Genomic DNA, 22374 nt, shown 5'->3' with positions numbered 1-22374 from the left:
CGGTCGCAAGTCTCCATCCAGTGCTGATACAGCGGTCGTCAGCGAGGGCCGGGGCGTCCTACTCCAAGCTGGCCATGACATCGGCAGCACACACCCAGACAGTCACCCGACCCTCCGGGTCCACACGGCAAACGACACAGCTCGATGTCCGGTTGCGGGTCCCGACGGGACACCCGGAGCCACCACGGCCGACGTTCGGGGCGTCGCGCCGAGGACGCCGGGGCAGTCCACGATCTTGCGCGCCTCGGCGATGGTCACCGGACGGTGAACCAAGCGTCAGGTGTCGAGGCCTGCGAGGTTGAGGCGTTCGAGCAGGCTGGGCTTGCGGGCGTGCGCCGCCCGCAGCTCGGCCAGCCGGTGCCGGAACCACGAACTGTCCCCGTCGCGTTCGCTGAGGTCGTGCAGGTCGACGAGGAGTTGCACGGCGGTGTCGTACTCGCGCGGTTTCTTCGTGGCGATGAGTTCATCGACCCGTTGCCAGGCGGCGGGTTGGTCGACTGCGAGGGTGTCGAGGTGTCGTTGCCGGGCTGCCGCGGCGGACCGTTCGCGGGAAATCCGGTCGCGTTCGCGTTGCTCGGCGTCCCGTCGTTCCCGTTCGGCGCGCAACTCCGCGGCGGCGGCGAGCAGTTGCCCGGCGGTGCGGGCGGCTGCCGGGGCGGGGGCATCGGTGCGGTGCGCGTCCCGGTAGCGGCGTAGCAATTGGCGGCGCAGGTGGCTTTCGCCGCTGGTGATCAGGTCGGTCAGGATGGCGTCCTTGTCCCGGGCGGGCAGCCCGACGACCCAGGTGCGTAGTTGCGCGGCGGTCGGTTCGCCGGAGGCGGCCGGCGACGACCCAGCCGCCGCAGCCGCAATCAGGTCAGGGTCGATGCGCAGGAACTCGGCGACGGCGGTGAGGGGCGCGTCGAGGGCGCCCATTCCGGCGGGGACGGGCGGTTCGAGCTCGTCGTCGGCGATGTCCTCGGACTGTAAACAGCGCAGCCAGGCCAGGTAGAGCAGGCGCAGATCGCCGGCGGCGAGGCGGGCCCGGACCGGGATGATCGAGGTGAGTAGACCGTGGCCGTCGAGGTCCCACTCGTCGGTGCCGTCCTCGTCCTCGTCGTGGAGGTCGATGATGACGTGCGTGCCGGCGGTCCATGCGGATGCGCTGTCACCCTGGCAGTACTGGGCTGCTGTGGCGGGGTCGAGTACGTGTTTCGGTAGCCGCAGCATGAGCTGGCGGGTGCCCCAGTTCGCTAGGTAGAGGTGCGCGTCGAAGTACCGTTCCATCAGCGTGCGCGGGTTGCCCTTGAAGTTGCCCCACTCGTAGGTGTTGACGAAGCTGGTGGCGGTGATGTCGGCCCGGGTGGACAGCGACCGCAGCTCGGCCCGCTCCCGGCCGGTGAGGGGACGGTCGACGGCGGTGAATTCGTAGTACTGGTACTCGCTCATCGTGGCCTACCTTCCGGTCCAGTGCCGGTAGGCGTCGATCCACGCGGCACCGTCCGGCGCCGGGGTGGGTAGCGGCAGGTCGAGAAGGCCGACACGTTGCCGGTGGCGGCCTCGGGCGCAGACCGCGGCGATGCTGTCCGCGGCCAGCTCGATCTTGCCTATGGTGACCTCGACGCCGAGGAGGGTGGTGGTGAACGGCACCGCCAGATGCTCCTCGATCATGGCGATCAGGCCGGCACGCTGGTCCTCGTGACCGTCCGTGTCGACGGTGGCTTCCTCGATCATCGCCTCCAACGCGGCGGTCCCCTTCGATGCCATCGGCGGAGGATAGCGGACCGGTGTTGGGGTGTTCGGAGCCTGATGCGCGAGGATGGTCGGCATGGGTTCGGTGGCCGAGTTCGTCGATCTTCGGCGGGAGGTGGAGCGGTTACGGGCGGAAAACGCCCGGCTGGCGCGTCTGCTGGAGTTGCGCGGTCAGGACACGTCTGCGGCGCCGGAGCAGTTGTCCACGCCGGTGGAGCCGCCAGGGCTGGTCACCATGGCTTCGCCGACTCGGGACAAGCTGGCGTTGTTCGCTGACCGGTTCCGGGCCCGGGCCGACGTGTACGCCGTGCGGTGGGACAACGCCCGTACCGGCGCTGCCGGGTGGATGCCCGCGGTCGCGGGCGGTTGGCGTAAGGGTATGGACCGGCGGGGTGCCACCTACCTGCCCCGCACGACGGAGGTCGTCGCGGCGCATCTGGTCGGCGACGTGTTCATGGGCCTGTATCCGCTGATGCCCGGCAACACCTGCCACTTCGTCGTGGCCGACTTCGACGGGCCGACGGCGATGCTCGACGCCCTCGCGTACGTGAAGGCGGCACGGGCCAGCGCGGTGCCCGCCGCGTTGGAGATCTCCCAGTCGGGCCGCGGAGCCCACGTGTGGGTTTTCTTCACCGGCGCTGTTCCCGCGGCCATCGCGCGGTCCCTCGGCACCGTCCTTCTCCGTGAGGCGATGGTGCTGCGCGGGTCGATGGACCTCCGCTCGTACGACCGGCTGTTCCCCAACCAGGACGTGCTGCCCGAGGGTGGCTTCGGCAACCTCATCGCCGCGCCGCTTCAGGGTCGCCGCCGCAAGGACGGACTGACCACCTTCCTCGACCTCGGCACCCTTGAGCCGTACGCCGACCAGTGGGCGTTCCTGTCGACGCTGGATCGGCTCAGCCCCGGCGAAGCCGAACACGTCGCCCGGCAGGCCAAACACGCCCTCACCGGCGCCGATGTCGCCACGATGGGCCGGTCCGCCGCGACCCAGGTCCATCCACCGCTGCCTCTGGTGGTCCACGCGGAAGCCGGTGCCAGGCTGAGCCTCGACGCCGGCCAGCTCACCCCTGCCGCGCTGGCGACGTTCAAACATGCCGCCGCCATGGCCAACCCGAAATTCTACGAGCTGCAGCGGCTACGTAAGTCCACCTGGGACACCCCACGCTTCATCCAGGGCTACGACCTCACCCTCGATGATCGCCTGGTGCTCCCGCGGGGACTGCGGCACACCATCGCCACGATCGTCGAGCGCGCCGGGTCGCGGCTGGCCGTCACGGACGCACGAAACTCCGGGACCGAGATCGCCGCCTCGTTCACCGCCGAACTCACCAGCAGGCAAGCCAACGCGGTCGGCGCTCTGCTCGCCCACGACGACGGAATCCTGGTCGCTCCACCCGGCTCCGGCAAGACCGTCATGGCCTGCGCCGTGATCGCCGAACGCAGCACCTCCACCCTGGTTCTCGTCGACCGCAAAGCCCTAGCCGACCAGTGGCGCACCCGCGTCGAGCAGTTCCTCAGCATCAAGCCCGGTCAACTTGGCGGCGGCCGACGCAAGCTCACCGGCACCGTGGACATCGCGCTGCTGCCCTCCCTCGCCCGGCGCGACGACGTCGCCAACCTGACCCAGGGGTACGGGCACGTCATCGTCGACGAATGCCACCACCTCGGCGCCGCAGCCTACGAGCACTCGGTCAAACGGATCGCCGCGCAGTTCTGGCTCGGCCTCACCGCCACCCCCACCCGACGCGACGGCCTCGGCCAACTCGTCACCTGGCAGCTCGGCCCCGTCCGCCACACCCTGACCGACGAGGAACAAGGCACCCTCGCCGCAGCGATGCACACCGACGCCGGACCCCGTCGAGCGCTGTTCATCCACGAGACCACATTCCAGCCCGGCGACATCGACCTTGACGCGCCCGGCGCGCTCGCCGAGGTCCATCGAAGACTCGCCGTCGACGAGTCACGCAACGCTCGGATCGCCGATGACGTCGTCGCGGCTCTGACCCGCGGCCGCAACTGTCTCGTCCTGACCCGACGGGTCGCCCAGGTCGAGACCCTCACCGCCCTGCTCGCCGCACGCGGACACCAGGCGCTCGTGCTCCGGGGCGCGATGAGCACCCGCGAACGGCGGACCGTCGTTGACCGGCTCGACGGCGCCAAGGCCGGCGACGGCCTGCTCGTCATCGGCACCACACCGTTCATCGGTGAAGGCTTCGACGCCCCCGCCCTCGACACCCTCTTCCTCGCCGGCCCGATCTCCTACGACGGCCTACTCGTCCAATGCGCCGGCCGCGTCATCCGCGCCGCACCCGGCAAGGACCTCGCCGAGGTCCACGACTACCACGACCCAACCTCACCCATCCTCGCCTCCTCACTCCCACGCCGCATGCCCGGATACCGGGCACTCGGCTTCACGCGCACATGAGTGCATCCGATCGCGATCCCCATGGCTGGTCCCGCCGGCTATGGGGTGTGACCAGACCAACGACCAACCTCAGCCGGCGCAGGACGTCACCCCAGCCGCCGGCGGACTACCGACCCTACGGCGACCGGCGGCCCTACGTAGTGGCCGAAACCCTTGCCGAACTGCACGGCCCGACCGGAGGCACGGTGATGCTTCCGCGTCATCTCGACTGGTCCGGGCACGCCGAGTACGACCTTGCCCGGCCCGCACGGCTGACCAGCATGTACAAGGTGGTACTCACCGAAGCCAGCATCGTCGAGGACCTGAACACCTGGCTCGACGCCGACCTCCTCCGGCGGCTCTGGCCCACCCTCTGGCTGCCATCCCAGCTCCGCCGGCGCTGGGAGGACACCTTCCCCGAACTCGCCATCACCCGCAACAACGTGACATAGCGGTAGACCCTTGCAAGAACGCCCCAGAGGCCGCGCAAATCGAACACCGAGCCGCCGCATTTCGAACGCATCTTTACCGCAAATCGAATGCGAAGGCCCTCGCAGATCGAAACCTTACTGGCTATCATGATGTCGTGCCGACACCGCACCTGATTCCACGTCGGGCCGCCGCGCAGGTCGACGCCGCGCTGACCGACACCCGCGTCGTCCTGATCAGCGGAGCACGCCAGACAGGCAAGAGCACGCTGGTCCGCATCGTCGCCGGCGATCGTCTCGCCGAGCGCCGCGATCTTGATCGGGCTCAGGACCGGGCGGCGGCGATCGCCGATCCAGTCGGGTTCGTGGACTCCTCCGAGCTCTTGGTCATCGACGAGATCCAGCGCGCTCCGGAGCTCCTGTTGGCCATCAAGGCCGCCGTCGACGAGGATCCCCGTCCCGGTCGGTACCTGCTCACCGGATCGTCTCGGCTGTTCGGAATGGTGGCTGCGCCGGACGCGCTGCCCGGCCGGATGGAAACGGTCGAGCTCTGGCCATTCTCCCAAGGCGAACTCGACGGAGCACTGGACGGATTCATCGACGCCGTCTTCACGCTCGGCCCGGACCTGCGACACGAGTCGGACGTGACCCGCGCCGACTACGCGGCCAGGATCGTGCGCGGCGGCCTACCCGAGGCCACCACCCGCACCGACCCACGCCGCCGCCAACGATTCCTCGACGCCTACGTCCAGGCGCTCATCGACCGCGACGTCCGGCAGCTGTCCGACATCCAGCACAAGGGCGAGCTACGCAAACTGGTACGCCTCCTCGCGGCCAGGTCCGCGACCGTCATCGCCGCCAACTCCCTCGAATCCGCCCTCGGACTGAGCCGGCCGACGATCGCCCGCTACCTCCAGGCGCTGGAAGAGATCTTCCTGGTCAAACGGATTCCCGGCTGGTCCCGCAACATCGGCACCCGCGCCACCGCCGCGCCAAAGCTGATCTTCGTCGACTCGGGCATCGCCGCCAACGAGACCGCGACCGACGCCCGGGCACTGCTCCGGCCGGGAGCACCGTTCGGCCCGCTGCTCGAATCATTCGTCCTGTCCGAACTCTCCCGCCAGCTCACCTGGTCCGAGCAGCCCGTCGACCTGTCCCACTACCGCGACCAGAGCAGGTACGAAGTCGACGCGGTGCTCGAGAACCGAGCTGGTCAAGTGGTCGGGATCGAAGTCAAAGCAGCCACCACCGTCGGACCCGACGACTTCCGCGGACTACGCCGACTCGCCGACCGCCTCGGCGACGACTTCCTCGCCGGCATCGTCCTCTATACCGGATCGTCCACGCTGCCGTTCGGCGAAAGACTCCGCGCCATGCCGGTCAGCGCCCTATGGCAGGTTTCCGCCTCGACAGCAGACTGACCTCGCTCGCAGGCCGCTCCTCAGCCGTCATGGGAGTGGGCATGCCTCAGCCGGGCGGGGGCGGTGGTGTGGCGGCCACGAGCAGGGTGAGGTCCCGGACCAGGTCGTCCAGGGACTGCCCGGTCTGGGCGCGGACCAGCCCGAGGGTGAGGTCGGCGAGCAGGTAGAAGCCGAGGGTGCGGGCCTGGTCGGTGTCGAACGAGGCGAGCAGCGCCTCGGCGCCGGCGAGGTCACCGCGGTGGCGGGCGGCGATGACCCCGGCGGCGCGTTGCACGAGGTCGGCGGCGACCGGATGCGGGCCGGTCACGCCGGTCAGAGCTTCGGGGCGGCGGCGCGGGCGGCGTCGAAGCGGGTGATCACGTCCGACCAGTTGACCAGGTTCCACAGCCGGTCGACGTAGTCCGGACGCACGTTGCGGTACTGCAGGTAGTAGGCGTGCTCCCAGGCGTCGAAGACCAGCAGCGGGGTGGAGCCCTGCCCGACGTTGCCGTGGTGGTCGTAGACCTGCTCCACGATGAGCCGCTGCCCGAGCGGCTCCCACGCGAGGACGCCCCAGCCCGAGCCCTGCACGCTCTTCGTCGCCGCGGACAACTGACCGACGAAGCTGTCGAACGAGCCGAAGTGCTCCTCGATCGCCGCCGCCAGCTCGCCGTCGGGACGGTCACCGCCGTCCGGGGACAGGTTGTTCCAGAAGATCGAGTGCAGCACATGGCCGGAGAGGTTGAACGCGAACGTCTTCTCCAACCCGACCAGCGCGGCGAAGTCACCCTTGTCGCGAGCCTCGGCCAGCTGCTCCAAGGCGTCGTTGCTGCCCTTGACGTACGCGGCATGGTGCTTGCTGTGGTGCAGCTCGAGGATCTCGCCGGACATCGCCGGCTCCAGCGCACCGTAGTCGTACGGCATGTCGGGCAGAGAGTAGACGGCCACCAGCAAGCTCCTCACACCATCGTCGGCAACGTGAGCTGGGCGGGAACCCCGGCGGTGGTTCAGATCATCGCGTTGCCGGAGCACCCGCCCACTGCTGCCAGCATTGCGTAGTTGCCAAGCTTTGGCAATAAGCATGCCCAGGGTGGGGCGCAGCACGTCGCAGGAAACCGATACGGCGGTCGATGGGAAAGTGGAGCTGGAGTCTCTACGCGAGTTCGCATGGCGCCAGTTCTCCTGATCTTGGTTGTTTGGGCTGGTAGGGGGTCTTGTCGCGGATGCAGGCCCAGAGGACGTTGAGGCGTTGTCTGGACAGGGCTGCGGTGGCCTGGCGGTGTGTTTTCCCTTCGGCTCTCTTCTTGTCGTAGTAGGCGCGTGATCGTGGGCAGTGGGTCAGGGCGGTGAAGCTGGACATGCTGAACACCCGGCGCAGGCCGCGGTGGTAGCGGTGGGGTCGAACCTGGTGGCCTTGGCGGCGGCCGGAGTCTCGGGAGATCGGCGCGAGCCCTGCGTGCTCGGCGACCACTGCGGCGATGGTTTCCTCGATGGCGGTGATGCGGTCGTTGACCGCCTCCAGATCAATAGCCATCTGGCCCACGATCCCGGCCGCGGTGGCCTCTCCCGCGACGGCGACGGTCTGTGTCCGCGCGGCGGTGAGAACCTTGGCGGTGAGCGCCTTGGCGGCCCAGACGCCGTGCTGGCGTAGGTAGGCCAGGATGCGGGCTTCGCCGGCGCGCCGTAGTCCGGCGGGGGTCTGCCACTGGACGAGGAGCCGGAGCGCGCCCCTGCTGCGCAGGTGCAGCGCCTTCTCCAATGCGGGGCTGATCATCGTCAGGAGGTCCTGGATGCGGGCGGTGATGCGGACCCGGTCGGCGACCAGGTCGAGGCGGCGGGAGACGAGCAACTTCAGCTGCTGCTGCACCCCGTCCGCCAGGGTGAGGGTCGGAAGATCGCCGCGCATGCGCAGGGTCTGGGCGATGACGTAGGCGTCGTGGGCGTCGGTCTTGCGTTCGCCGTGGAACGCCTCCGCCATCCGGGAGGTGACCGTGCCGCTGACGTAGCGCACGTCCGCCCCGCGCTCGAACAGGACCGCCAGCAGCAGCGACGCGGGTCCGCCTCGTAGGTCGACGGCCCAGCGGAGCGGCTTGCGGCGTTTGCCGAGCCGTCCGGCGATGTCGGAGATGGATTGTTGGTCGTTGGGGATCTTCTCGGACATCACCACGGTGCCGTCGTCGTCGATGACGCACACGTGGTGGTGGGTCTTGCCGACGTCGACGCCGGCCCACAGGCTGCCCACCGGGCATCACCCTCTTCGGTTGTCTGATCAAGGGGCGTGGACCCGCCGCGGTTCAGTAGCCACAACTTCGGAAAGGGCGATCGGTCGCAAGTCTCCATCCAGTGCTGATACAGCGGTCGTCAGCGAGGGCCGGGGCGTCCTACTCCAAGCTGGCCATGACATCGGCAGCACACACCCAGACAGTCACCCGACCCTCCGGGCCCACATCAGCAAACGACACAATTCGATGTCTGGTTGCGGGTCCGGACGGACTTCTGGGGTCTGCTGCCGTCGGCGTCGGCTGTCGGGGCGTCACGCCGGTACGCCGCGGCGGCCTGAGGACCTCACCCGCCCTTTGGCGATCGCGGCCGGGCCCAGCAGCGAGTCCGTGCTCTGCGGTAGCCGGTCCGGCCCGGGGGCGAGGTGACCCTGAGTGGGAAGCTGGGTGACACCCCTCAGCCCGTTCGCGGAAGAACGTCGGCATGGCTGGGCGTAAGGGCACCCGGCGCTGTCGTCCTACTCGACCCCCCGGGCCGATGACGCGCACGTCATCGAAGATCGACGTTCTGCACCTCGCGCAGCCGCGCCGCCGGTCCCGTCGGTCCGGTCGGCTCGACGGGTGACGCGGATTCTCCGGCCGGCCGGGCGTTGCGCCCCACGCGGTGCAGGTGGCGCAGCGCCTGGCGATACGAGTCGAGCAGGCCGGTTTCGACGTAGGGCAGGTCGTGCTCGCGGCAGAAGGCGCGGACGATCGGCCGGGCGTGGCGCAGTGCGGCGCGGGGCATGCTGGGGAACAGGTGGTGTTCGATCTGGTGGTTCAGGCCGCCGAGCAGGAAGTCGGTCAGCCGGTTGCCGCGGACGTTGCGGGAGGTGAGGACCTGGCGGCGGAGGAAGTCCACCTCCTCGTCCGCGCCGAGGATCGGCATGCCCTTGTGGTTGGGGGCGAAGGCACATCCCAGGTACAGCCCGAAGAGGCCCTGCTGCACGACGACGAAGGCCAACGCGCGCAGCGGGGACAGCACCACGAAGACCGCGGTGAGGTATGCGGCGGCGTGCAGCCCGAGCAGCAGCGCCTCCCGGCCACGCCCCCGGTAGGTGGACCGGGACAACGCACGGACGCTGGCCACGTGCAGGGCCACGCCTTCGAGCAGCAGCATCGGGAAGAACAGGAGCCGCTGGTGGCGGGCGAGCAGCCGTCCCGCGCCGCGCCGCCGGTCGGCCTGCGCCCTGGTGAACGCGAGAGCTTCGCCCGCGATGTCGGGGTCGCGGCCCTCGGTGTTGGGGTGGGCGTGATGGCGGTGGTGCTTGTCGACCCACCAGCCGAAAGCGAGCCCGATGGCCAGGTTGCCGTACACCAGCCCGACCAGGTGGTTGGCGCGTCGGGACCGGAAGATCTGCCGGTGGCCGGCGTCGTGGCCGAGGAAACCGCTCTGGGTGAAGACCACGGCGAGGTACGCGGCGGTGACCAGTTGCCACCACGAGTCCCCCACCAGGACGAAGATCGTCCAGCCCGCGGTGACCAGCGCGGCGTTGACGGCGATCATGACCAGGTAGTAGGTCGGGCGCCGCTCCAGCAGACCCGCCCGGCGCACCCGGCTCAACAGTTCGGCGTAGTCGCTGCCGCGACGGCGCTGCGACCCCGGCGGCGCCGCTGAGATGGTCTGGTCGATGGTGCTCATGGATCCTCCCGGCATGGACGCTCAGCGCGTCGCCGGGGTCCGGGGCGAACGCCCCCAGCCTACTCCGCCGCCTGCGCGGCAGGGCGGTACGGCGATCGTGCCATCGCATCGAGGAGCGCGGCCACCGACACGGTGGCGAAACCGACCCGGGCGTCGCTGGCCCCGTACGGAAACCACAGTTCGCCGGCGTGGACGAGCCCGCCGCAGGAGTAGACGACGTTGGGTACGTATCCGTCCCGGTCGGCCGCGTCGGGTGACAGGAGCGCGCCGGGGAGCCGCGCGAGGACCCGTTCCGGTCGGTGCAGGTCGAGCAGGAGCGCGCCGATGGCGTAGCGGCGCATCGGTCCGACGCCGTGGGTGAGCACGAGCCAGCCGGCGTCGGTTTCGATGGGGGATCCGCAGTTGCCGACCTGGATCAGTTCCCAACTGTCCTGCGGGGCGTGCAGCGGCATCGGTTCCTGCCACCGGTTCTCGCCGTCCAGGCGGGTCAGGCCGATGGTCTCGCCGTCGGCGCGGCACAGGGGGAGGTGCCGGCCGCCGACGGTACGGGGGAACAGCGCGACGCCCTTGTTGCGGACGCCCGGCCCGCGCATCGGGGTGCTCTCGAATCGGCGCAGGTCGGTGCTGGCCAGCGCGCGGGTGGCGATGTGCCGTCCGTCGTAGGCGGTGTAGGTGGCCCGGTAGACGGGTCCGGATTCGTCGGTGAACCTGACGACCCGGGCGTCCTCCATGCCGTTGCTCTCCGCCGGAACGGCCGGCCAGAGTACCCGTTGGTGCAGGGCGGTGTCGGTGGGGAAGGTCGTGGCGTAACTGGCGGCGTTGGTGCGGCGTATGTGTTCGAGGGTGTCCGGTCCGGTGCTGCGGGAGAGCAGGTCCGGTGGCAGCTCGCCGAGCACCCGCGCGAAGGTGGCTTCGTCGTACCGCTCGGGTAGGGCGTCCAGCACGGTGGCGGTGATCTCGTTGTCGCAGTCCACCTCGGTCAGGCCGGCGGCGAGGAGGTCCCGGCGGTGGCGTACGGCAATCCGCCGCCCGAGCACCGGCGGGCCGGACCGGTCGGCGACGGTGAGCCGGCGCCCGGGTCCGAGGACCGCGGTGGCGAATCCGATGGACGACAGGTGTCCCTCGCCGATCTGGCGCAGGCTGATCGCGGCCCGCAGCTGCCCGGCGTCCAGACCGGCCTGGTCCGGGTGGGCCATCATCGACGGGTTGCACAGCGCGGCGGCCTCGACCGCGTACTCGTGGCTGAAGTAGGCGCCGATCAGGAGTCGGGTGGTGGGGGGTAGGTCGCGGGCCCGGGCGATGCGGTGCCGAACGAGGTCGTAGTGGTGGTGGAACGTACCGTCCAGGTCGCGGTGCCGGCTGCCGAAGCGGTCGAAGGTGTCCCGCAGCAGCCGGCCGGTCTCCTCGTCGTCGAGGTGCGCGACGCGGGCGATGAGCGCCGCCGCGCGGCTGCGTACCAGGGCGGCGTCCTCACCCGGGACGAAGAGCTTGACGACGACCCGGCGTGGATCCGGGGCGAGGGTCACGCCGTGCCGGACGGCCAGGGTCCCGGTCACGACCACCGCCGGGCGTGCTGGAGGGTGGAGATCAGTGCGAGGGTGGATTCGGCGCCCTGGTTGAGGTTGGGTCCGTGCGCGGTCAGCCCGTCGTAGCCGCCGCCGGTCGCCGGATCCCACATCCGCGTGCCGACGTCGTTGTCGCCGAGGAACCACCCCACCGCCTGCCGCACCCCGGCTTCCCAGCCGGGGTCGCCGGTGACGTCGGCGGCGGTGGCGCAGGCGTCGGCGAACGCGGCGGCCTCGATCGGCTGCTGGTCGTGGCGGCGCCGCAGTGCACCGCCTTCCCAACCGCCGGCGGGTACGACCGACAGGTGCCCGTCGCGGAGTTGGAGGTCGCGCAGCCAGGTGAGCATCCGCAGGCCGTCGTCGAGGGGTGGGCCGTCGTGGCGCAGTTGGCTGGCGGCGATGACGACCTCCGCGAGGGCCGCGTTGGCATAGGTCAGCCGTGGCTGTGGCCAGGGCCAGCGCGGGTCGGATCCGGGGGTGCCGATGGTGGTGGCCGCGTCCGCCAGCAGTGCGGCCGCAGCGGCGTGGGCCGGGTGGCGGCGCAGCACCTCGACCGCGCCGAGTCCGGCGAAGGCCATCGCGTGCGGGGTCGGGGCGCGTCGGGTGGCACCCCGGCTGAAGGCGACGAGCGCCTCCTCGCGGATCCAGGGCGCGGGGCTGCGGGCGGCGGCGGTGCCGAGTCCCCACAGCGCGCGACCCCACCAGTCGCCGAGCCCGGGCTCGTCGGCCCAGCGTCGGTCGTGGCCGAGCCGGTTGCGGAAGGCGCCCCGGGTGTCCTGCGCGTGGGTGAGGAACGCGAGGTAGCGCTCGGCCAGCCGGAGCACCTCCTCCGCGGGCTCCGGCTCGCGGCTGATGACGACCAGGCCGCGGGCGACGTCGTCGGTGCAGTAGCCGTGCTCGCGGCGGACGATGGCGTGCCGGGAGTGCTCGAACAGGCCGGTGTCGTCACTCAACCGGCTCAGGTGCGCGAAGCTCGGCCGGGGCGTCGGATGTCGGCGGCCGCTGCCCGGCAGGCTGGACAGCCCGGTGGTCGCGGTCACGCCGACGCCGCGCTGACCGCGGGACGGCGGGCGGCGACGAGCCGCTCGGCGAGCGCGGCGTAGCGGGCCGCCACCGCGGGCCAGCGCAGGTCCGCGGCCAGCGGCCGGACTCGGCCGGCCAGCCGCGCGCCCAGGCCCGGTTCGGTCAGGATCCGCCGGATCGCGTCGGCCAGCGCCGCCGGGTCCTGATGGGGTACGACCAGACCCGGGCCGCCGGTGAGCAGCTCGACGGCGTGCGGGAAGGCCGTGGCCACGACGGGCACCCCAGCGGCCACCGCCTCGATGAGCACCCCCGAGGTGACCTGTTCGCGGGAGTCGTAGGGCAGCACGACCACGTCGGCGGAGCGGATCAGCCGGCCGAGGTTGGCCTGATCGTGGTAGACGTTCTGGTAGTCCACGGCGTGCGCGACGCCCAGCTGCGCGCCGAGCCGGTGCAGTCCCGCCCGGTACGCCTCCCCCTGGTGCTCGATCACCTTCGGGTGCGTCCGGCCGGCGACCGTGTAGGTGGGGGTCGGTTCGAGGTCCTGCAACCGGGCGAGGGCCCGCAGCGACCACTCGACGCCCTTGCCGGGGCCGAGCAGTCCCCAGGTCAGCAGGTGGGGTCGGGCGCGGCGGTCCGCGGGAAGGCCGACCTGCTCAGCGGCGCCGTGCGGGATGACCGTCACCTTGTCCGGACGTACGGTGTAGCCGACGAGCAGCCGGTCGCGCGCCGTGTCGGTCATCGTGACGACCGCTGCGGCGGCGGTGACGATCTGCTCCAGCAGGGACTTCTGCCGGGCGGTGGGACGGCGGAGCACGGTGTGCAGGACCACGATGCTCGGTACGGTGAGCCGGCGCAGCAGCGGCAGGACGTCCTCGCCGTCGGCGCCGGGGTAGATCCCGTACTCGTGTTGGACGACGGCCACGTCGAAGGCGTTCAGGGCCGTCGCGGCGTCCCGCCAGCCGGCCTGGGTACGGCTCGACCAGGTGTGCACGACGCCGGGTCCGGCCCGCAGGTCGTCGCCGCGGTCGGTGACCCGGACGATGCCGCCGCGCGTACCGTCGGCGGTCAGCTGGGCGGCGAGGGCGGAGTTAAAGGTGGCCAGTCCGCACCGGGTCGGTGGGTGGGTGCTGAGGAATCCGTAGCTGAGCATGGGTGTCGGGCCTTCCGGTTGTCGGCCGCCTCGAAGGGCGGGGACGGCCTCACGCGGTGTCGGCGCACGCCGGCCAGCGTGTGTGACCGGCGGAACGGGTTCGTGTGCGGTGATCGGGTTCAGCGGTGCGATCGGCGGATGAGGTGGTCGTAGACCGCCAGGTAGTCGGTGACCATCCGGTCCGCCCCGAAGCACTGCCCGGCCCGGGTCCGACAGGCGGCCCGGTCCAGCCCGGCAGCCCGGGCGACGGCGTCGACGGCCTGCTCGACGGTCCGCGCGAGGAACCCCGTCACCCCTTCGTCGACGACCTCCGGCATGGACCCCCGCGCGTACGCGACGACCGGCGTGCCGCAGACCATCGACTCCACCACCGACAGCCCGAACGGCTCGTCGAAGGCAATCGGGTGCAGCAGCGCGGTGCTCGCGCCCAGCACCTCGGCACGGCGGTGCGGGCCGACCGAGCCGAGGAAGACGACCTGGTCGCCGTCGATGTGCGGGGCCACCTGTTCGGCGAAGTACCGCTCGTCCTGCACGATGCCGCAGATGGTCAGCGGCCGGCCGGCGCGGCGGGCGATCTCGATGGCCGTGTGGGTGCCCTTGTCGGGATGAATGCGGCCGAAGGCGGCCAGCCCGGGGCCGGCGTCGCGGGTGAACGGCAGCCCGGTGAGGTCGACGCCGTGGTGCACCGTGGCGACGTAGTCGAGCTCGGCGCTGCGGTCGGCGTCGGAGATCGACACGTACGACGAGCGGGCCCGGGCGTACGCGGGGAGGATCCCCGCGCCGGAGAAGCCGTGCACGGTGGTGAGCAGCGGAGCGCGGCAGTGCTCGGCGAAGGCCAGCGGCAGCCAGTCGAGGTGGCTGTGGACCAGGTCGAACTCTCCGGAGCGGGCCATCGTGTGGGAGACGTGCATCGCCTCCCACACCCGACCGTCCAGGTCCGGATCGTCGGCGTACCCCCGGGGGCACACGCCGTCGAGGTCGGCGGAGGTGACGGAGTCGAGCGTCGCGAAGAGGGTCACGTCCACGCCACGGGTGACCAGCCCTTCGGCGAGCAGACCGGTCACCTGCTCCCAGGGGCCGTAGTGGTGCGGGGGTGTGCGCCAGGCGACCGGACCGAGCAGGGCAACCCTCACGGGGACGGCGCGTCGGCGAGGTCGGCCGGATCCAGACGCAGGGTGGCGAGCAGCCCCACGTGTTTGGCAGGGTCCATCCGCTCCGGCAGCTCCCGCTCGACCCACTCGGCTCTGGTCTGCTGTCCGCGCTCGCGCAGCGCGGCAACGATCCGGTGTCTGGCGATCCTCATCGTCTATCCCCTCGATCAGTCGTTCGGGACGGTCATGGTCAGCGGTCAGCGAACGTCGTGACGAGCACCAGCGGCAGAAGCAGGACGGCCACCAGGAGGAACACCCGCAGGCGAAGTGCGCGGACGTCGAGGGCCCGCCTGACCCGCCCTCCGAACGTCGAGGGGGTGGATGTCCCGCTGACCGGCGGCGACGACCCGGCAGCGGCGATCGGACGAACGACCACGTCATCGTCTCCTGGTGCTCTCGACGATTCGGCCTGACTGCTTGAGCGGTCCGGCCGGCGAACGGTCAGCGGAGCATCCCGGCTCTCAGTTGGGCCAGCGAACGCTTCAGCAGCCGGGAGACGTGCATCTGGGACAGCCCGACCCGGGTGGCGATCTGCGCCTGGGTCAGGTCGCCGTAGAACCGCATGGTCAGGATCCGACGTTCACGTGCGGGAAGCGCCGCGAGGAGCAGTCCGAGGGTGAGGTGGTCGTCCACGGCTGCGTATGCCGGGTCGGCGGCGCCGATGAGCGCGAGATGCTCGATGCCGTCGGTCCCGGGCCGTAGCTCGTTCAGCGACGGCAGGCGATAGACCTCGGAGGCGGCGACGGCGGCCCCGAGTTGGGCCACGGTCACCTCCAGGTGGTCGGCGAGCTCTCCGTCAGTCGGTTGACGACCGCGTTGCTGCCCGAGCTCGCCCCGGGCTTCGGGCACCCGGGCGCTCAGTTCCTGCGCTGCGCGCGGCACCCGGATCGCCCAGGCCGTGTCGCGGAAGTGCCGCCGGATGTCGCCGAGGATGGTCGGGATGGCGTAGCTGGCGAACGGCACGCCCTGGTTGGTGTCGTACCCGTCAACGGCTCTGATCAGGCCGACCGCGCCGACCTGAGCCAGGTCCTCGTAGGACTCCCCGCGGCCGGTGTAGCGGCGGGCGAGTCGACCCGCCATCGGCAGGTTCGCCTCGATGATCCTGGTCCGCAGCAGCGCCCGGTCGGGATCGTCGGCGTTCAGGGCTGCGCGTCGACGCAACAGTTGTTCGCTGTCCCCGATAGCCGGGCTCAGCGTCGGAGGGGAGGAAACGGCTGTGGGTGTCACGGCGGAGGTGACCATGGGTTCCAACGCCCCTAACGGGCTGGTGGCGGCGAGACTGGCGGCCACCGGGGACCCGGGCGACACCGCTACCGTACGCCTTCATCCCCCCGACCGACACCCGGACGGGCTCTGGGAAGCGCACTCGGGTGTCGAACCCGGTCGTCAGCCGGACCGGTGGGTGACCGGCCCCGTGGCGAGCTGCTCGGAGCCGTCGACGATCGCCTGGGACAGCTCGGACAGTCGCCGGTTGCGGCTGCGGGCGCCGTCGCGCAGTAACGCGAAGGCTTGGCCCACGTCCACCTGCAGGCGTTCGGCGAGAACGCCCTTGGCCTGCTCGATCAGGACTCGGCTGTTCAGGGCGGTCTGCAGCTGCTCGGTGAGGATGTCACGCCGGTGGATGGCGCGGTGTTGCAACAGTCCGATGGTGGCCACATCGGCGAGCGCCTGACCGATGCGGAGCTTGTCCTCGTCGAGGGCCCCCGGCCGGACGTCGAAGAGGTTCAGCGCGCCGATCACCTCGGAGCGCAGGCGCATGGGCAGGGCGTGCACCGCGGCGAAGCCGACCTCGGCCGCGGCGGCGGTGAACCTCGGCCATCGGGCCGTGGTCAGGGTCAGGTCGGCGACCGACACCGGCTGCCCGGTACGGAAGCAGTCGAGGCAGGGCCCCTGGTCGGTCTGGAGCTGGAACAGCTCCAGCAGTCGGGTGCGTTCGGAGGAGGCGGCGACCACCTGCAGCGTGTCCCGCTGGTCGGTCAGGAGCAGCCCGGCCGCCGACACACCCAGCAGCTCGACACACCTCTCGGTCAGCACGTGCAGGAACTCGATCACGTCGAAGTCGTCGACGAGAGTGTCGGCCATCTCCACGAAAACGTCGGCCAGCGAGGTCTCGGCCATGTCAGTCACCTCGTCTATCTGTGTCTCCGCCGGTCGCCCGACGGGATGGTCCGTAACGCGCCGTCCTGGCACCGATCCCCTGTTCACCCATTTCGGCCACCAGGTGTCCCGGTCGGGCCGAGACGCAGGCGGCGGGCGACGACGTCGGCTGCCACGTCCCGGAGGCGCCGGTCCCGGGAGTACGCGTAGGCGCGCAACCGGACGAGCGCCACCGCCGCCGTCACTCCCAACTGGACCGTGGTCATGCCGGTCGCCTGGTGCACCTCGGGGTGGTGCAGGCCGGTCCCCTCGGGCCACTGATCGTCCTGGTCCACCCCGTGGCGCGTCGCGTCGTCCAGCAGCACCGCGCATGCCGTGTCCGCCAGGACCAGTGCGTCGGCCAGTTGCTCCGCCCCGAGGTCACCGGCACCGACCCGGTAGAGGTCCAGGACACCGAGGCGGATCCCGCCCACCCGTAGTGGCAACGCGAATACCGCACCGGCCCCGGCGAGCACCGCCGCCGGCGCGAACACCGGCCAGCGGTTCCGGCACTCCGGCACGGTCAGATCGGCGACCAGGACAGGTCCACCGGTGGTCGCGTCCACGCACGGCCCCTCACCGAGGGTGAGGGTCAGGTCTTCCAGTTCCGACGCGGTCTGGTCCGTGGCGTACACCACTTCGCGCGGCGTGGCGTCGAGGACCACCGCGACGGCGGCGGAGTCCACGCCCGCGACCGAGACCGCGACCGCGCAGACATGATCGACCGCGACGGTTCCGCCCCGGGCGGCATCGACGAGAACAGCCCACAGCCGCAGCCGTCGATCGACGTTCACCGGATCGCCGCGCCCCGGGTTGTCCTTGCCCACTGCCGACTCCGACCCGGATCAGTCGAACGGACGCGCTGTCATACCGCGCCGAGGTCCCGGGCGACGATCACACCGTACTCCCGCGTGACGCCACGGCGCGACCGGCGACCCACCGGACCCGCGGACGGCTCCGGCGGCTGACGAGCCGGTCGCGGAGGCGTACGCTTGCGGTGTCGCTCGGGACCCCGGTGGCTGACAGTCCGCCGCTGGCGGACGCACCCCACCGATCGAGGTCACCGTGCCGGCCATTAACCGCACCGCATGCACCCGTCAGGCCGCCAAATCTCCGTCGAACTCCCGGCCCGGCACCTCCCCCGCAGCGGCACGTCGGACCGCGACGGCCCGTCGCAGGCCCACCATCATCCAGGCGCGCCTACGGACCACGACGTCCGGGCGCGCGACATGCTCGTCGGAAGGCGGCGGTTCGTGATGACCGCACCCCGGAACAGCCATGTTCGATCCTTCTCGCAAGGCGCCCGTGGCGGCACCGATGCTTCTCGCGCAGTGCCCCCGCGGCGGCCGGTGAAGCGCTCACGAATCGGCGGGGTGTGGGTCGCTGCCGTGGTGTTCGCCTTCGTGCTCCTGCTGCTCCTGATCTTCGTGCTGCAGAACGGGCAACGTGCCGAGGTGTCGTTCCTCGGCGCTCACGGCACCCTGCCGATGGGGGTGGCGCTGCTGCTGGCCGCGGTCTTCGGGGTCCTGCTCGTCGCCCTGCCCGGCACCGCCCGGATCGTGCAGTTGAGGATGCTCGGCCGTCCCGGCACGCGGCCCGGCGGCCCGGCCGGGTCCGGTCCGACTCCTCCGTCGACGACCGGCATCGCTCGCGTCCCGCTGCCGCCCCGCCCGACCCGGGAGGACGGATGAGCCATGTCCGTCACCACGCGACGATTCGCCACGACCCCCGGGTCGGCGGTGTCCTCGCCTCGGCTGGTCCTCGCCCCGGTCCGGGCTCGGGCGGTCCTGGACGGCGGATGGTGGCCGCGGTCCTGGGACCCGGGCGCCGAACTCCCCGGTCTCGTCCTCGCCCTGTCCGAACGCCATGGCCGGATCCGGCATCTCATGCTCAACCTCCGCACCTGGGACAGTAGATTCCGCCGGTTGACCGTCGGACCGGACGTGGTCCGGATCGGCTGGTTCGACACCCTCGACCCCGCCCTGCTGGTCGCCACCACCGGCCGCGACATCCAGGTCGACCTGCTGGTGGTGCCGCCCGCCACGCCACGCGCGACAGCCGAGTGGGCGATGGCGACCGCCGCCGACCCGACCAACCTCAGGCGCGCGCCCGACATCCTGGCCGGCGCACCGGTGGGGCCCCGAGCCGCGGCGGCGACCGGCTCCGCCGAGGACGCGGTGTGGGACAACGAAGGGGGCAGCACCGCTTCGATCGGCCGCCGCCCCGCCAATGACTTCTCCACCACCCCTCCCCGGACCGGAGTGCCCGCATGAACGTTCTGCAGCCAGCCATCGCGGTCGCGCTCGTGGCGGTCGGCGTCATCGGTCTCGGCACCGCCGCCCGAGCGGTGCGGGTCGTCCAGCAGTACGAGCGCGGGGTGGTGTTCCGCTTCGGTCGGGTGCGCGACGGTAGCCGTGGCCCGGGCCTCACCCTGATCGTCCCCGGGGTCGACCGGCTGGTGAAGGTCAATCTCCAGATCACCACCATGAGCGTGCCCGCTCAGGACGGCATCACGCGCGACAACGTCTCCGTACGCGTCGACGCGGTCGTGTACTTCCGCGTCGTGGACCCGGTCAAGGCGCTGGTGAACGTGCAGAACTACCTGTACGCCGTCTCCCAGGTCGCGCAGACCTCGCTGCGCGCGGTGATCGGCCGCGCCGACCTCGACGAGCTGCTCTCCGACCGGGACAAGCTCAATGCCGAACTCACCGGCATCATCGACACACCCACCGAGGGTCCGTGGGGTGTCAAGGTCGAGCGCGTCGAGGTCAAGGACGTCGCGCTGCCGGAATCGATGAAACGCTCCATGTCACGTCAGGCCGAGGCCGAGCGTGAACGCCGCGCCCGGGTCATCGCCGCCGACGGTGAGTACCAGGCCGCCGAGAAGCTCGCCCTGGCAGCCGCCACCATGGCCGCCGATCCCGCCGCCCTGCAACTGCGACTGTTGCAGACGGTGGTGGAGGTCGCCGCGGAGAAGAACAGCACCCTCGTCATGCCGTTCCCCGTCGAACTGCTGCGGTTCCTCGACCACGCGACGCCCCCGCCGGCGCCGGTCGTCGCGACCCGTCCCCGGGCAGCGGAGACAGCGACGATGCCGGATGTCCGGCGGATCCTTCCCGAATCCGAGCCCACGACGGCCGCGGTGCCGGTGGGCTGACCGACAGGAACGGCTGCTCGGCCCGGTGACCGCGTGTGTCACCGGGCCGAGGCCCGTCGGCAGCCGGTCATCCGGTGGTGGGTGGAACAGACGTGTCCAGCAGTGCCGGCGCCTCGCCGTCCAGCGCGGCGATCAGTTCGCGACCGACGAGTTCGTCGTATCCGGCGTCGAGGGGCGAGGTGCGGCCATCGATCTCGCGAAGTCGTTCCGCGGCCCGGCGATCGGCGATGGCCGTCACCCACGCGAGACCATCGACCTGACCGGCGGCGCACCTCGGCGCAAGCTGCCACACCTCGACGAACACCGCCCGGGTCACCGCGACGGCGACCGACGGGCGGCGCACCACCTCACACACCTGGATGAAGACAACGCGGACGAGACGGCGGTAGAGGCGACCGAAGGCGGCCCGGTCACGGTCGGCGACCCGCTTGACGAGGTCGTTCACCGATTCTGGACCGGGGACGACGTAGACAGGGGAAACAGGCATCCGATGCTCCTGGTGGTGTGCCTGCGGCTGAGGCACCACCAGGGACCAGGGCGGCCGTTCCGCCCCACCCTACGCCATCGCGCCGGCCATCGAAGGTGGTCCTCAGCCACAGTTGACCGACCGCCGTGGAGGCGGTGCACCGGCACCGCCCGCGACATCCCTCTCGGGTCGTCGCGGGCGGCGCCGGTGCCGGGTTGCCGCGCCGCGCACTGAGCGCACGGCGCGTGCCCGGTCACCGTGCCCGGCTGCGACGAGAACCTCGAAGCGGCTGGGCACGATGGCTCCTGGAGGCGGGATCAGAGCGTCCCTCAGTCGCTCCCGACCTCGTCGACCGTCCGGTCCGTCGACGGAACGATCACCACCGGGCACGACGCGTGCTGTACGCAGTGCTGGCTGACCGAGCCGAGCAGCATCCCGGCGAAGGCTCCGTGTCCCCGGCTGCCCACCACCAGCAACTGCGCCCCGTCCGCGGCGTCCAGCAGCACCTGAGCCGGATGCCCGCGTACCACGTGGGTGGTGAACCGGACTGGAGCACCGCCGCTGGCCACGTCCGTGACCGCCTCCACCAGCATCTTCTCGGTGATCGCCGCGATGCTCACATCCTCGAACACCGCGGGCGACCACCCGTACGCGAATGCGTACTCCGCCGGGTCGTGCCACGCGCCCACCACGTCGACCCGTGCGTTGCTCAGCTCCGCCTGGGTCGCCGCCCATCGCAGGGCGATCCGTGAGCCCGGTGATCCGTCGACTCCGACCACGATGCGCCGGTCGTGCTCCTCGGCCTGGTCCGTCATGTCGAGCTCCTCTCGGAAGGCTGTCACCTGACGTCGTCTACTTCAGCCAACCGGTGCGTCGCACCAGCGGGATCCGGGCCCAGAAGGTGCCCAGACCGAGGGTGTTGCCGGCACCCGACAGGGCCAGGACGACCAGCACGGCGGCGTAGACGAGGTGGTCGTCCATGAACGGATTGTTCGCCGGGGGGAGGACGACGGTCCACATCATCAGGGTCAGGAGTGCGCCGGCGCCGGCCGCCAGCCGCATCGCGACGCCCAGGAGCAACGCGACGCCGATGGCGAGCAGGGCGCCCATGAACAGGACATCGGTCAGGGCGACGCCGGCGATCGAGTGGTAGAAACCGGCGAACGGGCCCGTCGTCGCGGATCCCAGGAATCCCTTCGTCGGGCTTCCTCCGTTGACCCAGGACTTGGCGGCGGTCGTGTCATGCCCCAGGCCGAACGCCTTGTCCAGGAACGCCCACAGGAATATCCACCCCAGCGCGAGGCGGATGCCCGCGAGCAGGTACCGCACCGTGGCGTTGACCCGCGGGTCGCCCCTGGTCGCTGCCCTCGCCACGGCTCCACCGGCTCGGTCCGGCCCGACACCCACCGACTCGGCGCCGGGCCGGTGTGCGGAGGCGTCCGGTACCAGCAGCGCCAACCCGGCGGCCGGCACGGCGTTCCGTAATGCTGCATTGTGGTTCCTGGCGATGTAGGCCATCGCACTCACATTCCTTGTTCTGCTCGTCACGCGGTGCCGCGGCCTGCTGGACACGGGTGGGTCGGTGCCGGCACAACATCCGATGCGACGGACGACGTGGCCTCGGCACCTGGCGGGAAAGCCGCTGGACGTCGGTCTCGACATCGAGCGGACCGGAGGCGGCGGCGGGGGGTCAGCCACCGGGGACCCGAGCGACATCCTCACCATACGCGCTGCCGTGCGAAAGGGCGGCGGGAGAATCGGCGGCACCAGGCATCACCGGTACCGGTCCGCTGGTCTTCGTCACCGGTCCCACGGGGGCGTAGGCTCAACGTGTCGCCCGGGCCCCCGGTGGCTGTCCCACCC

At 71.0% G+C, this 22374-nt stretch carries 23 protein-coding genes and 1 pseudogene; 6 read left to right on the top strand and 18 right to left on the bottom strand.

All coding sequences use genetic code 11. The features are described 5' to 3' along the window. Positions 1-276 precede the first annotated feature (276 nt). Together MicB006_RS03315 and MicB006_RS03310 are read right to left on the bottom strand one after the other, a co-directional pair. On the bottom strand, positions 277-1428 hold the full coding sequence (locus tag MicB006_RS03315; protein WP_116503739.1) for a hypothetical protein: 1152 nt from the start codon (positions 1426-1428) through the stop codon (positions 277-279). A 6-nt stretch (positions 1429-1434) separates the two neighbouring features. Then, on the bottom strand, positions 1435-1746 hold the full coding sequence (locus MicB006_RS03310) for a hypothetical protein (RefSeq protein ID WP_030275282.1): 312 nt from the start codon (positions 1744-1746) through the stop codon (positions 1435-1437). Positions 1747-1807: 61 nt separating this feature from the next. Here MicB006_RS03310 and MicB006_RS03305 point away from each other — a divergent pair, with 61 nt between their 5' ends. The 3 genes and pseudogenes from MicB006_RS03305 to MicB006_RS03295 all read left to right on the top strand — a co-directional run bounded on the left by MicB006_RS03305 (position 1808) and on the right by MicB006_RS03295 (position 5984). Further along, positions 1808-4156 carry a DEAD/DEAH box helicase gene (locus tag MicB006_RS03305; protein ID WP_116503737.1) on the top strand — a complete coding sequence of 783 codons (2349 nt, stop codon included), beginning with the start codon at positions 1808-1810 and terminating at the stop codon, positions 4154-4156. 53 nt (positions 4157-4209) lie between these two features. Continuing rightward, a pseudogene (locus tag MicB006_RS32715) lies at positions 4210-4587 on the top strand (hypothetical protein); the annotation flags it as partial. 134 nt (positions 4588-4721) lie between these two features. After that, complete coding sequence (locus MicB006_RS03295; protein ID WP_030275277.1) at positions 4722-5984, top strand: ATP-binding protein; 1263 nt, start codon at positions 4722-4724, stop codon at positions 5982-5984. A 46-nt stretch (positions 5985-6030) separates the two neighbouring features. Here MicB006_RS03295 and MicB006_RS03290 read toward each other — a convergent pair whose 3' ends face one another. The 13 genes from MicB006_RS03290 to MicB006_RS03235 form a co-directional block, all read right to left on the bottom strand. After that, a complete protein-coding gene (locus MicB006_RS03290) occupies positions 6031-6291 on the bottom strand; it encodes a hypothetical protein (RefSeq protein ID WP_030275275.1) in 261 nt (86 codons plus the stop codon). Positions 6292-6296: 5 nt separating this feature from the next. Then, complete coding sequence (locus MicB006_RS03285) at positions 6297-6911, bottom strand: superoxide dismutase (protein ID WP_030275273.1); 615 nt, start codon at positions 6909-6911, stop codon at positions 6297-6299. 205 nt (positions 6912-7116) lie between these two features. Continuing rightward, complete coding sequence (locus MicB006_RS03280) at positions 7117-8205, bottom strand: transposase (RefSeq protein WP_116503735.1); 1089 nt, start codon at positions 8203-8205, stop codon at positions 7117-7119. A 527-nt stretch (positions 8206-8732) separates the two neighbouring features. Continuing rightward, complete coding sequence (locus MicB006_RS03275) at positions 8733-9854, bottom strand: fatty acid desaturase (RefSeq protein ID WP_370013462.1); 1122 nt, start codon at positions 9852-9854, stop codon at positions 8733-8735. Positions 9855-9922: 68 nt separating this feature from the next. Further along, complete coding sequence (locus MicB006_RS03270; protein ID WP_116511132.1) at positions 9923-11419, bottom strand: glycoside hydrolase family 130 protein; 1497 nt, start codon at positions 11417-11419, stop codon at positions 9923-9925. Next, positions 11416-12468, bottom strand: a complete 1053-nt coding sequence (locus MicB006_RS03265) for a glycosyltransferase (protein WP_084588880.1) — start codon at positions 12466-12468, stop codon at positions 11416-11418. The genes MicB006_RS03270 and MicB006_RS03265 overlap by 4 nt, the downstream gene beginning before the upstream one ends. Beyond that, positions 12465-13601, bottom strand: coding sequence for a glycosyltransferase (locus MicB006_RS03260; protein ID WP_030275263.1), 1137 nt, complete (start codon positions 13599-13601; stop codon positions 12465-12467). Before MicB006_RS03260 ends, MicB006_RS03265 begins: the two co-directional genes overlap by 4 nt. 119 nt (positions 13602-13720) lie before the next feature. Beyond that, positions 13721-14734 carry a glycosyltransferase family 4 protein gene (locus MicB006_RS03255; RefSeq protein ID WP_030275261.1) on the bottom strand — a complete coding sequence of 338 codons (1014 nt, stop codon included), beginning with the start codon at positions 14732-14734 and terminating at the stop codon, positions 13721-13723. Further along, a complete protein-coding gene (locus MicB006_RS31940) occupies positions 14731-14904 on the bottom strand; it encodes a hypothetical protein (protein ID WP_192900180.1) in 174 nt (57 codons plus the stop codon). The genes MicB006_RS03255 and MicB006_RS31940 overlap by 4 nt, the downstream gene beginning before the upstream one ends. 38 nt (positions 14905-14942) lie before the next feature. Next, positions 14943-15128 carry a hypothetical protein gene (locus MicB006_RS03250; RefSeq protein ID WP_030275259.1) on the bottom strand — a complete coding sequence of 62 codons (186 nt, stop codon included), beginning with the start codon at positions 15126-15128 and terminating at the stop codon, positions 14943-14945. Between the two features lie 65 nt (positions 15129-15193). After that, positions 15194-16042 carry a SigB/SigF/SigG family RNA polymerase sigma factor gene (locus tag MicB006_RS03245; RefSeq protein ID WP_152037814.1) on the bottom strand — a complete coding sequence of 283 codons (849 nt, stop codon included), beginning with the start codon at positions 16040-16042 and terminating at the stop codon, positions 15194-15196. 96 nt (positions 16043-16138) lie between these two features. After that, a complete protein-coding gene (locus tag MicB006_RS03240) occupies positions 16139-16870 on the bottom strand; it encodes a GAF and ANTAR domain-containing protein (protein WP_030275255.1) in 732 nt (243 codons plus the stop codon). Between the two features lie 83 nt (positions 16871-16953). After that, positions 16954-17715 (bottom strand): GAF and ANTAR domain-containing protein, encoded by a 762-nt coding sequence (locus MicB006_RS03235; RefSeq protein ID WP_225980629.1) that lies wholly within the window; start codon positions 17713-17715, stop codon positions 16954-16956. 522 nt (positions 17716-18237) lie between these two features. Between MicB006_RS03235 and MicB006_RS03230 the strand changes: the two genes are divergently transcribed. The 3 genes from MicB006_RS03230 to MicB006_RS03220 are packed head-to-tail and all read left to right on the top strand — an operon-like array spanning position 18238 to position 20045. Beyond that, positions 18238-18579 carry a lipopolysaccharide assembly LapA domain-containing protein gene (locus tag MicB006_RS03230; protein ID WP_084588878.1) on the top strand — a complete coding sequence of 114 codons (342 nt, stop codon included), beginning with the start codon at positions 18238-18240 and terminating at the stop codon, positions 18577-18579. Positions 18580-18582: 3 nt separating this feature from the next. Further along, positions 18583-19161, top strand: coding sequence for a DUF5994 family protein (locus tag MicB006_RS03225; protein ID WP_052166240.1), 579 nt, complete (start codon positions 18583-18585; stop codon positions 19159-19161). Continuing rightward, the gene (locus MicB006_RS03220; protein ID WP_084588877.1) at positions 19158-20045 is read left to right on the top strand and encodes an SPFH domain-containing protein; all 888 of its coding nucleotides are present in this window, start codon (positions 19158-19160) and stop codon (positions 20043-20045) included. Before MicB006_RS03225 ends, MicB006_RS03220 begins: the two co-directional genes overlap by 4 nt. Before the next feature lie 67 nt (positions 20046-20112). Here MicB006_RS03220 and MicB006_RS03215 read toward each other — a convergent pair whose 3' ends face one another. The 3 genes from MicB006_RS03215 to MicB006_RS03205 all read right to left on the bottom strand — a co-directional run bounded on the left by MicB006_RS03215 (position 20113) and on the right by MicB006_RS03205 (position 22029). Then, positions 20113-20532, bottom strand: a complete 420-nt coding sequence (locus MicB006_RS03215) for a hypothetical protein (RefSeq protein ID WP_152037813.1) — start codon at positions 20530-20532, stop codon at positions 20113-20115. 308 nt (positions 20533-20840) lie between these two features. Further along, the gene (locus MicB006_RS03210; RefSeq protein WP_116503729.1) at positions 20841-21326 is read right to left on the bottom strand and encodes a universal stress protein; all 486 of its coding nucleotides are present in this window, start codon (positions 21324-21326) and stop codon (positions 20841-20843) included. A 37-nt stretch (positions 21327-21363) separates the two neighbouring features. Next, a complete protein-coding gene (locus MicB006_RS03205; RefSeq protein ID WP_116503727.1) occupies positions 21364-22029 on the bottom strand; it encodes a hypothetical protein in 666 nt (221 codons plus the stop codon). Positions 22030-22374: the final 345 nt, after the last annotated feature.

It is taken from the genome of Micromonospora sp. B006 (assembly GCF_003408515.1).
GTDB classification, from domain to species: domain Bacteria; phylum Actinomycetota; class Actinomycetes; order Mycobacteriales; family Micromonosporaceae; genus Micromonospora; species Micromonospora echinospora_A.
Note: the sequence above shows the minus strand (reverse complement) of the source record. Positions and strands in the feature narration are given on the sequence as shown.

Excerpts from the sequence above, each read along its gene's own strand:
- MicB006_RS03315 (WP_116503739.1), bottom strand. The coding sequence starts at position 1,428 with ATGAGCGAGTACCAGTACTACGAATTCACCGCCGTCGACCGTCCCCTC.
- MicB006_RS03310 (WP_030275282.1), bottom strand. The coding sequence starts at position 1,746 with ATGGCATCGAAGGGGACCGCCGCGTTGGAGGCGATGATCGAGGAAGCC.
- MicB006_RS03305 (WP_116503737.1), top strand. The coding sequence starts at position 1,808 with ATGGGTTCGGTGGCCGAGTTCGTCGATCTTCGGCGGGAGGTGGAGCGG.
- MicB006_RS03260 (WP_030275263.1), bottom strand. The coding sequence starts at position 13,601 with ATGCTCAGCTACGGATTCCTCAGCACCCACCCACCGACCCGGTGCGGA.
- MicB006_RS31940 (WP_192900180.1), bottom strand. The coding sequence starts at position 14,904 with ATGAGGATCGCCAGACACCGGATCGTTGCCGCGCTGCGCGAGCGCGGA.
- MicB006_RS03240 (WP_030275255.1), bottom strand. The coding sequence starts at position 16,870 with ATGGCCGAGACCTCGCTGGCCGACGTTTTCGTGGAGATGGCCGACACT.
- MicB006_RS03225 (WP_052166240.1), top strand. The coding sequence starts at position 18,583 with ATGTCCGTCACCACGCGACGATTCGCCACGACCCCCGGGTCGGCGGTG.
- MicB006_RS03220 (WP_084588877.1), top strand. The coding sequence starts at position 19,158 with ATGAACGTTCTGCAGCCAGCCATCGCGGTCGCGCTCGTGGCGGTCGGC.
- MicB006_RS03215 (WP_152037813.1), bottom strand. The coding sequence starts at position 20,532 with ATGCCTGTTTCCCCTGTCTACGTCGTCCCCGGTCCAGAATCGGTGAAC.
- MicB006_RS03210 (WP_116503729.1), bottom strand. The coding sequence starts at position 21,326 with ATGACGGACCAGGCCGAGGAGCACGACCGGCGCATCGTGGTCGGAGTC.
- MicB006_RS03205 (WP_116503727.1), bottom strand. The coding sequence starts at position 22,029 with ATGGCCTACATCGCCAGGAACCACAATGCAGCATTACGGAACGCCGTG.